The sequence below is a fragment of the Mycobacterium sp. genome (genome assembly GCF_044223235.1).
Lineage (GTDB): Bacteria > Actinomycetota > Actinomycetes > Mycobacteriales > Mycobacteriaceae > Mycobacterium.
The window spans coordinates 419,691-433,488 of the sequence record NZ_JBGAME010000002.1; the positions used below are offsets into that span (position 1 = coordinate 419,691).

Consider the following 13,798-nt stretch of genomic DNA (forward strand, 5'->3'; position numbering starts at 1 on the left):
TGGGTCATTTCGACGCCTTCTTGGGCATGTAGAGGTCGGTGATGGTGCCCTCGAAGGCTTCGGCGGCCATCGCCACGGTTTCCGAGAGGGTGGGGTGCGGATGGATGGTCAGTCCGATGTCGGCGGCGTCCGCGCCCAGCTCGATAGCCAGCGTGGCCTCGGCGATGAGGTCTCCCGCATTCGGCCCGACTATCCCGCAGCCGATCAGCCGGTCCGTACTCTCGTCGAAGATCACCTTGGTCACGCCTTCGTCGCGGCCCAGCGACAGCGAGCGGCCGCTGGCGGCCCACGGGAAGTTGGCCGTCCCATACTTGATGCCGGCGGCCTTCGCCTCGTTCTCGGTGACGCCGACCCAGGCGACCTCGGGGTCGGTGTAGGCCACCGAGGGGATGACGGTGGCGTCGAAGTAGCTGTTGTGCCCTGCGGTGACTTCGGCGGCGACCTTGCCCTCATGGGTGGCCTTGTGCGCGAGCATCGGTTGGCCCACCACGTCGCCGATGGCGAAGATGTGTCCCACGTTGGTGCGCTGCTGCTTGTCCACCGGAATGAAGCCGCGCTCGTCGACGTGGACACCCGCGGCCTCGGCACCGATCAGTTTGCCGTTGGGTCTGCGCCCGACCGCGACCAGCACCTTGTCGAACACGGCCGACTCGGGGGCCTTGCCGCCCTCGAAGTGAACGGTCAGCCCGTCCTTTCCGGCCTCCACGCTGGTCACCTTGGTCTTCACCCAGATGTCCTGGTAGCGCTTGGACAGCCACCGGGTGAGCGGCTTGACCAGGTCGGCATCCGCGCCGGGGATGAGCTGGTCGAGCAACTCCACCACGCTCACCTTCGAGCCCAGTTCGTGGTAGACGGTGGCCATCTCCAGGCCGATGATTCCGCCACCGAGGATGAGCAGCCGCTCCGGGACCCCGTCGAGTTCGAGCGCGCCGGTGGAGTCGATCACCCGGGGATCGTCGTGGGGGACGAACGGCAGCTTGACCGGCTCGGAGCCGGCCGCGATGATGGCCTGCTCGAAGCTGATCGTGCTGGTCGACCCGTCATCGGCGGTGACCTCGACGAGGTTCGGCGAGATGAACCTGCCGGTGCCGACCACGGTGGTGACCTTGCGCTGTTTTGCCAGCCCGGACAGCCCACCGGTGAGCCGGTTGACCACGTTCTGTTTCCAGTCCCGCAGCGCGTCCAGGTCGACGGTCGGCGCCGCGAAGGTCAGCCCGTGACCGGACATCTCCTTGGTCTCCGCGATCACTTTGGCCGCATGCAGCAGCGCCTTGGACGGGATGCAGCCCACGTTCAGGCACACTCCGCCGAGCGGTCCGCGGCTGTCGATCATCACGACCCTCTTGCCGAGGTCGGCGGCCCGAAACGCCGCGGTGTAGCCGCCCGGCCCGGCGCCGAGCACGAGCACCTCGGCATGCTGGTCGCCGCGTTCACCGGTCGCGGCGGCGACCGGCGCCGCCATAGCCGCGGCCACCTGCTGGCTGGGTGCCGTGGCCGAAGCTGCCGCGGCGGCGGCGGGGCCGGCGTCGGCGTCGATCACCATGATCACGCTGCCTGCGGACACGTCGTCGCCCACCGCGACTCGCAGCTCGGTCACCGTCCCGGCCACCGGGGCCGGGATATCGAGCGTGGCCTTGTCCGATTCCAGCGTGACCAACGGCTCCTCGGCCGCGACGGTGTCACCGACCGCTACGTGGATCTCGATCACCGGGACGTTCGAGAAGTCGCCGATGTCTGGGACGTTGATCTCCTGCGCGCTCATCGAGTTGCTCCTGATCGTGGAAGTGGTTGGCCGCCAACGATGACGATCACAGCAGCAGCCGCCGGTCGTCTTCGAGCAGGTAGCACAGGTGCCGGGCGAATCGGGCGGCCAGCGCACCGTCGATGACGCGGTGGTCGTAGGACAGGGACAGAGGCAGCATGTTTCGTGGGATGAACTCGGTGCCGTTCCAGACGGGGCTCACCTTGGAGCGGACCACGCCCAGGATGGCGACTTCGGGTGCGTTGACGATGGGGGTGAAGCTGGTGCCGCCGATACCGCCGAGGCTGGAGATGGTGAACGTGCCACCGGCCATGTCCGATGGCCCGAGATTGCCGTCACGGGCCTTGGCCGAGATGGACATCAGCTCGCGGGAAAGGTCCACGATGCCCTTGCGGTCGGCGTCCGTCACCACCGGGACGACGAGGCCGCCGGGCGTGTCCACCGCGACGCCGATGTTGTAGTACTGCTTGAGGATGAGGGCGTCCTTCTCCGGGGACAGGGAGGAGTTGACCTCGGGGAACTTTTTCAGGGCGGCGACGCAGGCCTTGATGAGGAAGGCGAGCAGGGTGACCCGGTAGGGGTCGGCGTCGCTCTTCGCGGCGGAATCGAGTTCTTTGCGGTAGCGGTCGAGGTCGGTGATGTCGGCTTCGTCGTTATGCGTGACGTGGGGGACGTTCAGCCAGGAGCGGTGCAGGAAGGGGCCGGAGACTTTCTTGATCCGCGGCAGGGGCGCGGTGTCGACGGGCCCGAACTTGGAGAAGTCCTGCGCGGGGATCTCCGGGATCCCAGCGCCGCTCGCCGTGGCGGCGGGTTGGGCCGGGCCCTTCAGGAACTTCAGCAGGTCGTCCTTGGTGATGCGGCCCTTGGGCCCGGTCGGGGTGACCGCGGACAGGTCCACGCCCAGTTCCCGGGCGGTGCGCCGGACCGAGGGTCCGGCGTGCACCCCGGCGGGGGTGTCGAGTCCACCCGCCGCCGCCAGTGCCGGTGCCGGGGCCGCCGCCGGAGCGGGCGCTGGGGCCGAGCGCGCGGGGGCGGGTTCTTGCTGTTCCACCAGTGACGGCGGGGCGCTCATCGCGCCGTCGCCGGGAGTGAGCAGCAGGATGCGGCTGCCCTCGCTGACCTCGTCGCCGACCCTGACCAGCACCTCGGCCACCGAGCCGGCGACGGGAGAGGGTATGTCCATGGTGGCTTTGTCGGATTCGAGGGTGACCAGCGGGTCCTCGGCGTTGACCTGATCGCCGGCGCTGACGTGTACCTCGATGATGGGCACAACGCCGAAGTCGCCGATGTCGGGAACCTTGACCTCGGTAGGAGCTGTCATGTCGGTCGTCTCTTTCCTGATCGGGCCCGAATGCTCAGGCGCGCGCGGGTGCGGTCTTGTCGGTGTCGATGTCGTATCGGGCGATGGCGTCCGCCGCGGCCGAGGCCGGAACGGCGCCCTCGGCGGCCAGCTCGGTCAACGCGGCAAGCACGACGTAGTGCCGGTCGACCTCGAAGTGCCTGCGCAGATTTCGCCGGTAATCCGAGCGTCCGAAGCCGTCGGTGCCGAGCACCCGGAACCGGCGGTCCACGTACGGCCGGATCTGGTCGGCGAACGACCGCATGTAGTCGGTCGCGGCGACGACCGGCCCGTCCGGGCGTCCGGCCAGGCACTGCTGGACGAAGCTGAGCCGTTCTTCCTGTCCCGGGTGCAGCATGTTCCAGCGCTCGACGTCGATGCCGTCGCGGCGCAGTTCGGTGAAGCTGGGCACGCTCCACACGTCGGCGGTCACGCCGAAGTCCTGTTCCAGCAGCTCGGCGGCCGCGAGCACCTCGCGCAGGATGGTGCCGGAGCCCAGCAGCTGCACCCGGGGCTTCTTCTTCGCGTTCTTCGCGGCGGCGGGGCCCTCGCGTAGCAGGTACATGCCGCGGATGATGCCCTCGCGAACCTCGTCCTCCCGCCCCTCCGGCATGCCGGGATGCTGGTAGTTCTCGTTCATCACAGTCAGGTAGTAGTAGACATCCTCCTGCTCGGCGTACATGCGGCGCAGACCGTCTTGCACGATCACCGCGACCTCATGCGCGAAGGTCGGGTCGTAGGAGACGCAGTTCGGGATGGTCGCCGACATCAGGTGCGAGTGGCCGTCCTCGTGTTGCAGCCCCTCGCCGTTGAGCGTGGTACGGCCGGCGGTGCCGCCGATCAGGAAGCCGCGGGCCCGCGAGTCCCCTGCCGCCCAGGCCAGGTCCCCGATGCGCTGGAACCCGAACATCGAGTAGTAGATGTAGAACGGGATCATCGGGGTGTCGGACACGCTGTAGCTGGTCGCCGCGGCGATCCAGGACGACATCGCGCCGGCCTCGTTGATGCCCTCCTGCAGCATCTGACCGGAACGGTCCTCCTTGTAATACATCAGCTGGTTGGCGTCCTCGGGCTGGTACAGCTGCCCGACCTGGGAGAAGATCCCGAACTGCCGGAACAGGCCCTCCATGCCGAACGTGCGCGACTCGTCGGGAACGATGGGCACCACGTGCTTGCCGATCACCTTGTCCCGCAACAGGGTCGTCAGGATCCGGACGAACGCCATCGTGGTCGATATCTCGCGGTCGCCGGTCGGCTTGAGTTGTGCCGCGAAGGCCGAGAGGTCCGGGACCGCCAGATCTGCCGAGCGCTGCCGCCGCACCGGAAGCGCCCCGCCGAGCGCGGTCCGGCGCTCCCGCAGGTAGCGTTCCTCGGGTCCGTCCGCGGGCAGCTTGAGGAATGGCACCTCGGCGATCTTGTCGTCGGCCAGGGCGATGGAGAACCGGTCGCGGAATGCGCGGAGCACATCCTCACCCATCTTCTTCTGCTGGTGGGTGATGTTCTGGCCCTCACCGGCCTCACCCATGCCGTAGCCCTTGACCGTTTTGGCCAGGATGACGGTGGGTGAGCCGACGTTGTCCACCGCCGACTTGTACGCCGCGTACACCTTGGCCGGATCGTGGCCACCGCGGCTCAGCGCCCAGATCTCGTCGTCGGACATGTCCGCGACCAGGTCGAGCAACTCGGGGTACTTGCCGAAGAAGTGCTTGCGCACATAGGCACCGTTCTTCGACTTGAAGTCCTGGTACTCGCCGTCGACGCACTCCTCCATGCGCTTGAGCAGCAGTCCGGACTTATCCGCGGCGATCAGCGGATCCCAGCCCGAGCCCCAAATCACCTTGACCACGTTCCAGCCGGCGCCACGGAAGACGCCCTCCAGCTCCTGGATGATCTTCCCGTTGCCCCGTACCGGGCCGTCGAGGCGCTGCAGGTTGCAGTTCACCACGAAAATCAGGTTGTCCAGCTTCTCCCGGCCGGCCAACGAGATCGCACCCAACGATTCGGGCTCGTCCATCTCGCCGTCGCCGAGGAACGCCCACACATGCCGATTCGCGGTGTCGGCCAGGTCCCGGTTGGCCAGATACTTCAGGAACCGCGCCTGGTAGATCGCCATCAGCGGACCCAGCCCCATCGACACCGTGGGGAACTGCCAATACTCCGGCATCAGCCACGGGTGCGGATAGGACGACAGGCCGCCGTCGACCTCCTGGCGGAACCCGAGCATCTGCTCCTCGGTCAGCCGCCCCTCCAGGAAGGAACGCGCGTAGACACCGGGCGCGCAGTGGCCCTGCACGAAGATCAGGTCGCCGCCGTGGCCCTCGGTCGGGGCGTGCCAGAAGTGGTTGAATCCGGTGTCGTACAGCGTCGCCGCGGATTGGAAGCTGGCGATGTGTCCGCCCAGCTCGGACGATTCCTTGTTGGCACGCAGCACCGTCGCCACCGCGTTCCACCGGACGAGCGACCGTATCCGCTGTTCGATCGCCGCGTCACCGGGATGCGTCGGCTGTGCATGTGGCGGGATTGTGTTCAGATACGGCGTATTCGCCGAGTACGGCACCGGCACCCCGTTGCGCCGGGCCTCGCCGTCCAGTTCCTCGAGCAGAAACTCCGCGCGCTCCGCCCCGTCGAACTTGATTACCGATTCAAACGCCTCCCGCCATTCGGAGGTCTCGACCGGATCTGTGTCATTGCGCATTGGGGTTCGTCTCCTCTTTCAGGCGGTCCGGTTCCAGCGGACTCAATTTCTGGCGTGCTCAGTTGGTGGGAGATTCTGTCTGAACTTACTGATTGCTGGGGGCGAATCGCCGGGACGGTTGTGTTCGGCACGCTACCGTCGATTGGCGCAACGCGGGAACTGGCGATTCGCGCGGACTACGGCCGGCTAGACGCTCGCGGCGACGGCCTCGGCGACCGCGGTCGCTACTCGCGGGTCGAGCGGACTGGGCACGATCTTGTCGACGGCCAGCTCGTCGGCCACCACGGAGAGGATCGCGTCGGCCGCGGCGATCTTCATCCGCTCGGTGATTCGGCGGGCACCGGCGTCGAGCGCGCCCTTGAACACGCCCGGAAAGGCGAGCACGTTGTTGATCTGGTTCGGGTAGTCGCTGCGCCCGGTCGCCACGATCGCGGCGTAGCGGTGCGCAACGTCGGGATCGATCTCAGGATCGGGGTTGGACAGCGCGAAGACGATCGCCTCCGGCGCCATCGCAGCGATCAGTTCCTCGGGCACCTTGCCCGCCGACAGTCCAACGAAGACGTCGGCACCCGCGAGCGCCTCGGCTGCCCCGCCGGCCAGCCCGCGTGGGTTGGTCCGCCCCGCCAACTCGGTCTTGACGTCGTTCAGGTCGGTGCGGGTGTGGCCGATGATGCCCTTGGAGTCCAGCACCACCACGTCGGACACACCGGCGGCGAGCAGGATGTTCGCGCACGCGACACCGGCCGCGCCTGCGCCGGAAATGACCACCTTCAACGGCTCGACCGAGCGGCCGAGAACCCGGGCGGCACCCTTGAGCGCGGCCAGCACCACGATCGCGGTGCCGTGCTGGTCGTCATGCATGACCGGGCAGTCCAGCGCCTCGATCACGCGACGCTCGATGTCGAAACACCGCGGTGCCGAAATGTCTTCGAGATTGACCGCGCCGAAGCTGGGCCGCAGCCGGATCAGCGTCTCGACGATCTCATCGGGATCCTTGGTGTCCAGCACGATCGGGATCGAGTTGAGCCCGGCGAACTTCTTGAACAGTGCCGATTTGCCTTCCATCACCGGCAACGACGCTCGCGGCCCGATGTCGCCCAAGCCGAGCACCGCCGACCCGTCGCTGACCACCACGACCAGGCGGTCGGTCCAGGTGTAGCGCTTGGTGAGTGTTTCGTCCGCGGCGATCGCGCGGCTCACCTCGGCGACTCCCGGCGTGTAAGCGATAGACAGGTCGCGCTGGGTGTCCAGCGGTGCGGCCAACTCGACCGACAGCTTGCCACCGAGATGGCCGGCAAAGATCTCCTCGTGCGTGGGGTCGGTGCGTTGCGGTGCGGTTGCTTCGGTCATCGTTTGCGCTCCAGGGGGGTGGTCGGGACGGATCGAACTTCGGCGAGAGCCTCGGCCGCGCAGCATTCGGCTGGAGTATGGAGTGTTCTGCTCCGAGGAAACTGCGCGAAGTGAGGCCGATCACGTGACTGATGGTGGCGTAGGCGGTACACCACGTCACGTTTGCGTAAATTTCGTTCACGCCCCGACTGGTCGCCGAGCTACACGCTGCATCCCGGTGAGAGAACGGCTATCGACCGCTGGAATCCCAGCTGTCGCGCACCCGCTGGAGTCCCTCGGGGGTCAAGCGGCCGAACAGGCGAAGTCTCGCCATGCCGCCGTCGGGGTAGATATCGAGCCGGGCATCGGTGAGCGGGCGGTCGTCGTCGACGAGGAACCGGTGCCGGGTGTCTGGCTGCAGTTCGGTGGTGGGCAGCACCTCGAACCACGGTTCGGTGCCGTTGCGCCCGCTCAGACGCGCGGAACCGGGGGCATTGCCGACGAAGTACGACGTGTCCAGTTCGACCGCGTTGAGCACGCTCTCGCTGGCGAGATGGACCTGCACCCAGTCGTTTCCGGCATCGCGCCGCCGCGAAGTCTCCCAGCCCTCACCCATCGTGCGCGCCGCACCCGGCAGCAGCAGGTTGTTCGGCGAGCTGTAGAACATGTTGGAGCACGCCGTGATTCGACCGCCGTTCTCCAGCGCGGCCACATCCAGCGTCATGTCCTCGGCGAACCGCGGATTGAGCTGACCTTCGCCGTGCACCCGTAGCCGCGCCACCCCGCCGTCGGGGTAGATCGACAGCCGGACGTGGGTCCAGCGCCGGGAGGAGGTGACCTTGAAGGGATTTCGGGTGTCGCCGTTGACGTTCACCCGCTCGACGATCGTCGTCCAGTCGGCTTTGTCGACCAATTCGCCGACGGACGGGTAGCCCGGAACGTACGCGGCCTCGATCGACACCTGCGGGGGGTAGTTACCGGTGAACCACGCGGTGTCGACCACCACGCCGCGGATGAGGCACGGCACGCCAAGCCGGACGATCGCCGAATCATGGGAATCGGCGGTGCTGCCACGCCGCCGCCGGGTCTCCCACCCGTCATAGACCTGGCCCTTGTGGCCGAACGTCGCGGGCCGGAACTCCGCGGCGGCCGGGGTGATCAGGTTTTCCTTCTCGGCGAACAGGTCGTCATTGGCCCACAGCACCGCTCCGCCGGCAGAGCGGGATGCCAGATCGGGCAGCGCCAGGAAGTGTGAGTGCGTCGCGGGTCCAGTTGGCGGGGTGTTCACTCCGCCGAGACTAGGCCAGGCCGTTACCAGTTGCTGTATCCGCCTTCCGGCCCGAGCATCCGCTCGAGCCGGGTCCGGTTGATCTTGCCCAGCTCGTTGCGCACGACCTTGCGCTCGGTTTCGGCGTCGTTGTGCATGCGATCGGTGATCGTCGCAAGGACAATCTCGGCGAGGTCCTCGGCGTTCACGTTGTCGACGAGCATCACGAATCCGAAGCCGAACTGCTCCGCGTAACGCTGCGCGGCCGAGTCGAGCCCGGCCATCACCTCGCACCGGTCATCCCACACGGAACACTGCTCCGCCTGCGACTTCGCGCTCCGGGGCCGCCGCCCGACGTGCGGATAGGCCTGCACGATCGTGTCGATGGTGTCCTCGGGGAGGTTGAACAGCAGCGAATCGGCGCGCCGGAAAAGCTGATTGTGGTCGCGATACGGCCTGCCCCGCGCGATGTCGGCGGCGAATGGCACGCTGTTGACACATTCGTAGAGCGCGTGCACGGCCTTCCGCTCGGGCAGCTCGTTGAATGCGTCCAGGCCGATGCCCTGATGCATCAACATTGCGGTGACACCTCCGTGTATCTGTCACCGCAATGATCGGAGTTCCCCGCTACAGATTTCCAGCCGGGAATGGCGAATTTAGCGCGCGCGTAACAAAAGGTAACGCGCGCGTATCACGGCCGGCTCAGTGACCGGAGGTCTTGAACCGCTCCACCGAGCGCTGGAACTCGGCTTCGGCCTCGGCGCGGCCCACCCAGTCGGCGGCCTTCACGTACTTGCCCGGCTCGAGGTCCTTGTAGTGCACGAAGAAGTGTTTGATCGCCTCCAGTTCGAACGTCGACACGTCCCCGACGTCCTGGATGTGATCCCAGCGCGGGTCGCCCGCAGGCACACAGAGCAGCTTGTCGTCGCCGCCTGCCTCGTCGGTCATCCTGAACATCGCGACGGGCCGAGCCTCGACGATCGCTCCCGGGAACACGGATTCGGGCAGCAGAACCAGGGCGTCGAGCGGGTCGCCGTCCTCACCAAGGGTGTCGTCGATGAAGCCGTAGTCTGCCGGATACCCCATCGGCGTGTACAGGTAGCGGTCCAGCTTTACCCGGCCGGTTTCGTGATCCACCTCGTACTTGTTGCGCGAACCTTTCGGGATCTCGATGACGACGTCGAACTCCACCGCGGCGACTCCTTAGTTTCTCGGGCTGTTCTCGGGCTTCTCGGGCTTCTCGGGTCCGGGTCGTCGAGGCGACGACGCGGATCAACACTAAACGAGAGTTACCCTGCTCTACAGGGTTGGTTCGTTTCGTCAATCGGGATCAGGAGAGTTATGAGGCCCGCGCGGTGGCGTCGATCCACCCACATCGTGTTCGGCGTGGCAGTTCTGCTGCTGGTTGCCGTCGTGGTCGCTGCTGCCGCCGTGCTCACGACGGACGACTCCGACGGCGCCGACACGATCAAGCCGGTTCCCGCGCCTGCATCGGCAAACCCCGGGATCATCCCGGTCGCGGACTCGGCGCCTAAACCGGTGCCTGCGCTGCTGGCCGCGACGATGGCGCCGGTCCTTGCCGATCCGAACCTGGGCGATCTCACCGGGCGCATCTCCGACGCCATGACCGGGACTCAGCTGTGGGCGAGCGGACCGGAACTGCCGATGCAGCCCGCGTCGACCAACAAGGTGCTCACCGCCGCCGCCGCGCTGCTCACCCTCGACCGCGACGCGACGCTGCCCACCACCGTGGTGGCCGACCAACGGGTCGCGCCGGGTGTCGTCGTGCTCAAGGGCGGCGGTGACCCGACCCTGTCGGCCGCGCCCCCGGGGGAACCGACCTGGTACCGCAATGCCGCCCGCATCGGCGACCTCGCAGCCCAGGTGCGCCGCACCGGGATGACGGTGACGGCGGTACAGGTGGACCTCAGCGCCTACAGCGGTCCCACCATGGCGCCGGGTTGGGATCCGATGGACATTCAGGGCGGCGACATCGCGCCCATCGAGCCCGTGATGCTCGACGGTGGTCGTACCCAGCCGGTCACCGTCGATTCGCGCCGGTCGCCGACACCGGCGCTGGACGCCGGGCGCGCGCTGGCCGGTGCGCTGGGGGTCGACCCCGCGATGGTCACCGTGGCGCCGTCGTCCGTTCGTGGACAACAGATCGCGGTGGTCCAGTCGCCGCCGCTGATCGAGCGGCTGCGCGACATGATGAACGCCTCCGACAACGTCATGGCCGAGTCGATCGGCCGCGAGGTGGCCGATCACCTGAACCGTCCGCAAAGCTTCGACGGCGCCGCGAAGGCGGTTCTGACGCAGCTCGCCGGGGCGGGCATCGATACCACGGGCGCCACGCTCGTCGATTCGAGCGGGCTGTCCGTCGACGACCGGCTGACCGCGGAGACGCTCGACGAGGTCGTCACCGCCGCCGCCGGAAGCGGACAGCCCGCGCTGCGCCCGCTGGTGGACCTGCTGCCGATCGCGGGTGGCAGCGGCACCCTGTCCAACCGCTACCTCGACACCGAGTCCGGTCGTGCGGCCGCGGGCTGGCTACGGGCCAAGACGGGTTCGCTGACCGGCACCAACGCGCTGGCGGGCATCGTCACCGACGCCAGCGGCCGGGTGCTGACGTTCGCGCTGATCTCCAACAACGCCGGGCCGACCGGGCGAACGGCGATCGACGCAGTGGCGGCCACCCTGCGATCCTGCGGGTGCGCCGCGTGAACGCGTCCGCCACGAAACTGACCGTCGGACACACCGTCGACTGGCAGTTCGCGGCGACGGTCGGCACCCGGCTGGTCCGGCCCGGCCCGGCGGCCACCGAGTACACCCGCCGCCAGGTGATCGACCAGCTGGCGGCGGCGGCGCGTGACGCAGAACTGCCCGTTCGCGAGGTGACCGGGCTCAACGAGGGCGCCGCGGTGACCGAGGCGCGCGTGGTCGACCGGCCCGAGTGGATCCGCGCGGCGACCCAGTCCATGCGGGTGATGACCGGCGGCCAGGGCGGCTCCGATGGCCCGAACGGCCCCGGTGGCCCCGGTAGACCGAAGCTCATCACCGGGCATCTCACCGGAGCGCAGACCGGGGCGGTGCTCGCCTTCATCTCCGCGGGCATTCTGGGCCAGTACGACCCGTTCGCCCCGAACGGGGGAGCACTGCTGCTGGTCTACCCCAACGTCATCGGCGTCGAGCGTCAGCTCCGGCTGGTGCCCGCCGATTTCCGGCTGTGGGTGTGCCTGCACGAGGTCACCCACCGCGTGCAGTTCCGGGCCAACCCGTGGCTGGCCGACCACATGTCTGCGGCGCTCGCGGTGCTCACCGAAGACGCGGCCGAGGATGTCACCGCGGTGGTCGGGCGGCTGGCCGAATTCGTGCGTAACCGCAGGCAAGCTCCGGCGAACGCGGCCGGAGCGCCCCATTCGGACGGCGTGATCGGTCTGCTGCGTGCGGTGCAGTCCGAGCCGCAACGTCAGGCGCTTGACCGCTTGCTGGTGCTGGGCACGCTGCTGGAGGGTCACGCCGACCACGTGATGGATGCCGTCGGCCCGGCCGTGGTGCCGACCGTGACCACCATCCGGCGCAGGTTCGACGAACGCCGCAAACGCAAGCAACCCCCGCTGCAGCGGTTGGTACGGGTGTTGCTGGGCGTCGACGCCAAGCTCAGCCAGTACACCAGGGGTAAGGCGTTCGTCGACGACGTGGTGTCCAAGGTGGGGATGGCCCGGTTCAACGCCATCTGGTCCGGACCGGAAACCCTGCCCCTGCCAACCGAAATCGACGAGCCGCAGCGATGGATCGACAGGGTGCTCTAGCCGCGCTGCACACCGCGGTGGGTACGTTCGCCGGCCGCTACGCCGCCGACACCGCGCGCTGGTGCGTCGGGTTGTCCGGCGGTCCGGATTCGCTTGCCCTGACCGCGGCGGCCGCCCGGCTGCGGCCGACCACGGCACTGATCGTCGACCATGGGCTGCAACCCGAATCCGCCCAGGTCGCCCGCACCGCCCGTGAGCAGGCGCTGGCTCTGGGATGTGTCGATGCCCAGGTTCTTTGCGTGACGGTCGGGACGGCCGGCGGGCCGGAGGCCGCCGCCCGCGCGGCGCGTTACGAGGTGCTGGGCGGTGCGCGTGGCGACGCGCCGGTGCTGCTGGCCCACACGCTCGACGACCAGGCCGAGACCGTTTTGCTCGGTCTCGGGCGCGGGTCGGGTGCACGTTCGATCGCCGGTATGCGGCCGCACGATCCGCCGTGGCTGCGCCCGCTGCTGGGCACCCGCCGCGGGGTGACGCACGCGGCGTGCGACGAGCTGGGTGTCACACCGTGGCGCGATCCGCACAACGCCGATCGGCGGTTCACCCGGGTGCGGCTGCGCACCGAGGTGCTGCCGCTGCTGGAGGAAGTGCTAGGCGGTGGGGTTGCCGAAGCGCTGGCCCGAACCGCGACGGCGCTGCGCGACGACAACGACCTCCTCGACGACCTGGCCCAGCGGGCGCTAGCCGGGTCGCGGGCCGACGCGCACGACGGTGGCGGGCTGGATACGGCGAAGCTGGCGCTGCTGCCGCATGCCATCCGGCGCAGGGTCATTCGGGGGTGGCTGCTGTCGGGCGGGGCCAGCGGGCTCACCGACAAACACATCAGGGGCGTCGACGCCCTCGTCACCGCGTGGCGGGGTCAGGGCGGAGTGGCCGTCGGGTCGCCGCTGCGCCTGCAGCGGCTGATCGCGGCACGCCGCGACGGCGTGTTGCGGCTCCACATCGAGCCCGCGTGAATCCGTCCGCTGGTTGTCGGCGGCTCCGCATGGCACGCTGGGCACGTGCCTGCAGAATCCGCCGCCGAGCTGTACTCGGGCGACATCAAGTCGGTGCTGCTCTCCGAGGACCAGATCCAGGCCCGCACGGCCGAGCTCGGCAGGCAGATCGGCGAGTATTACCTGCCCATCGTCGGCTCCGACGACGCGGATCTGCTGCTCGTCACGGTGCTCAAGGGTGCGGTGATGTTCGTCACGGACCTGGCCCGGTCGATACCGATGCCGACCCAGCTGGAGTTCATGGCGGTCAGCTCGTACGGTTCGTCGACGTCGTCGTCCGGCGTCGTGCGCATCCTCAAGGACCTCGACCGCGACATCAACGACCGCGACGTGCTGATCGTCGAGGACATCGTCGACTCCGGGCTGACCCTGTCCTGGCTGTTGCGCAACCTGGCCACCCGCCGCCCGCGGTCGCTGCGCGTGTGCACGCTGCTGCGTAAACCCGACGCCGTGCGTGCCGACGTCGACATCGCCTACGTGGGCTTCGACATCCCCAACGAGTTCGTCGTGGGCTACGGCCTGGACTACGCCGAGCGCTACCGCGACCTGCCCTACATCGGAACCCTGGATCCGAAGGTCTACGAACACTGATGCGCCGTTAG

The 13,798-nt window shown here is 68.2% G+C and carries 11 protein-coding genes; 4 read left to right on the plus strand and 7 right to left on the minus strand.

Annotation, left to right across the window (positions count from 1 at the left end; translation table 11 throughout):
• Nucleotides 1–4: 4 nt before the first annotated feature.
• The 7 genes from lpdA to ADBZ6K_RS05090 form a co-directional block, all read right to left on the minus strand.
• Nucleotides 5–1,762 (minus strand): dihydrolipoyl dehydrogenase, encoded by a 1,758-nt coding sequence (gene lpdA, locus ADBZ6K_RS05060; protein WP_526344743.1) that lies wholly within the window; start codon nucleotides 1,760–1,762, stop codon nucleotides 5–7.
• A gap of 46 nt (nucleotides 1,763–1,808) precedes the next feature.
• The gene (locus ADBZ6K_RS05065; RefSeq protein ID WP_526344744.1) at nucleotides 1,809–3,083 is read right to left on the minus strand and encodes a 2-oxo acid dehydrogenase subunit E2; all 1,275 of its coding nucleotides are present in this window, start codon (nucleotides 3,081–3,083) and stop codon (nucleotides 1,809–1,811) included.
• Between the two features lie 34 nt (nucleotides 3,084–3,117).
• A complete protein-coding gene (gene aceE, locus ADBZ6K_RS05070; protein ID WP_526344745.1) occupies nucleotides 3,118–5,796 on the minus strand; it encodes a pyruvate dehydrogenase (acetyl-transferring), homodimeric type in 2,679 nt (892 codons plus the stop codon).
• A 186-nt stretch (nucleotides 5,797–5,982) separates the two neighbouring features.
• Nucleotides 5,983–7,146, minus strand: a complete 1,164-nt coding sequence (locus tag ADBZ6K_RS05075; protein ID WP_526344746.1) for an NAD(P)-dependent malic enzyme — start codon at nucleotides 7,144–7,146, stop codon at nucleotides 5,983–5,985.
• A 229-nt stretch (nucleotides 7,147–7,375) separates the two neighbouring features.
• A complete protein-coding gene (gene alc, locus ADBZ6K_RS05080) occupies nucleotides 7,376–8,413 on the minus strand; it encodes an allantoicase (RefSeq protein WP_526344747.1) in 1,038 nt (345 codons plus the stop codon).
• 23 nt (nucleotides 8,414–8,436) lie between these two features.
• Nucleotides 8,437–8,970, minus strand: coding sequence for a 2-oxo-4-hydroxy-4-carboxy-5-ureidoimidazoline decarboxylase (locus tag ADBZ6K_RS05085; protein ID WP_526344748.1), 534 nt, complete (start codon nucleotides 8,968–8,970; stop codon nucleotides 8,437–8,439).
• A 124-nt stretch (nucleotides 8,971–9,094) separates the two neighbouring features.
• On the minus strand, nucleotides 9,095–9,583 hold the full coding sequence (locus ADBZ6K_RS05090; protein ID WP_526344749.1) for an inorganic diphosphatase: 489 nt from the start codon (nucleotides 9,581–9,583) through the stop codon (nucleotides 9,095–9,097).
• Between the two features lie 150 nt (nucleotides 9,584–9,733).
• On the opposite strand from ADBZ6K_RS05090, the gene dacB reads away from it, so the two are divergent.
• The 4 genes from dacB to hpt are packed head-to-tail and all read left to right on the plus strand — an operon-like array spanning nucleotide 9,734 to nucleotide 13,787.
• Nucleotides 9,734–11,116, plus strand: coding sequence for a D-alanyl-D-alanine carboxypeptidase/D-alanyl-D-alanine endopeptidase (gene dacB, locus ADBZ6K_RS05095; RefSeq protein ID WP_526344750.1), 1,383 nt, complete (start codon nucleotides 9,734–9,736; stop codon nucleotides 11,114–11,116).
• The gene (locus ADBZ6K_RS05100) at nucleotides 11,113–12,204 is read left to right on the plus strand and encodes an Rv3626c family coenzyme F420 biosynthesis-associated protein (protein ID WP_526344751.1); all 1,092 of its coding nucleotides are present in this window, start codon (nucleotides 11,113–11,115) and stop codon (nucleotides 12,202–12,204) included. The genes dacB and ADBZ6K_RS05100 overlap by 4 nt, the downstream gene beginning before the upstream one ends.
• Nucleotides 12,183–13,157: a tRNA lysidine(34) synthetase TilS gene (tilS, locus tag ADBZ6K_RS05105; RefSeq protein WP_526344752.1), complete on the plus strand. Its 975-nt coding sequence runs from the start codon at nucleotides 12,183–12,185 to the stop codon at nucleotides 13,155–13,157. Before ADBZ6K_RS05100 ends, tilS begins: the two co-directional genes overlap by 22 nt.
• Nucleotides 13,158–13,787, plus strand: a complete 630-nt coding sequence (hpt, locus tag ADBZ6K_RS05110) for a hypoxanthine phosphoribosyltransferase (protein ID WP_526344894.1) — start codon at nucleotides 13,158–13,160, stop codon at nucleotides 13,785–13,787.
• Nucleotides 13,788–13,798 lie beyond the last annotated feature (11 nt).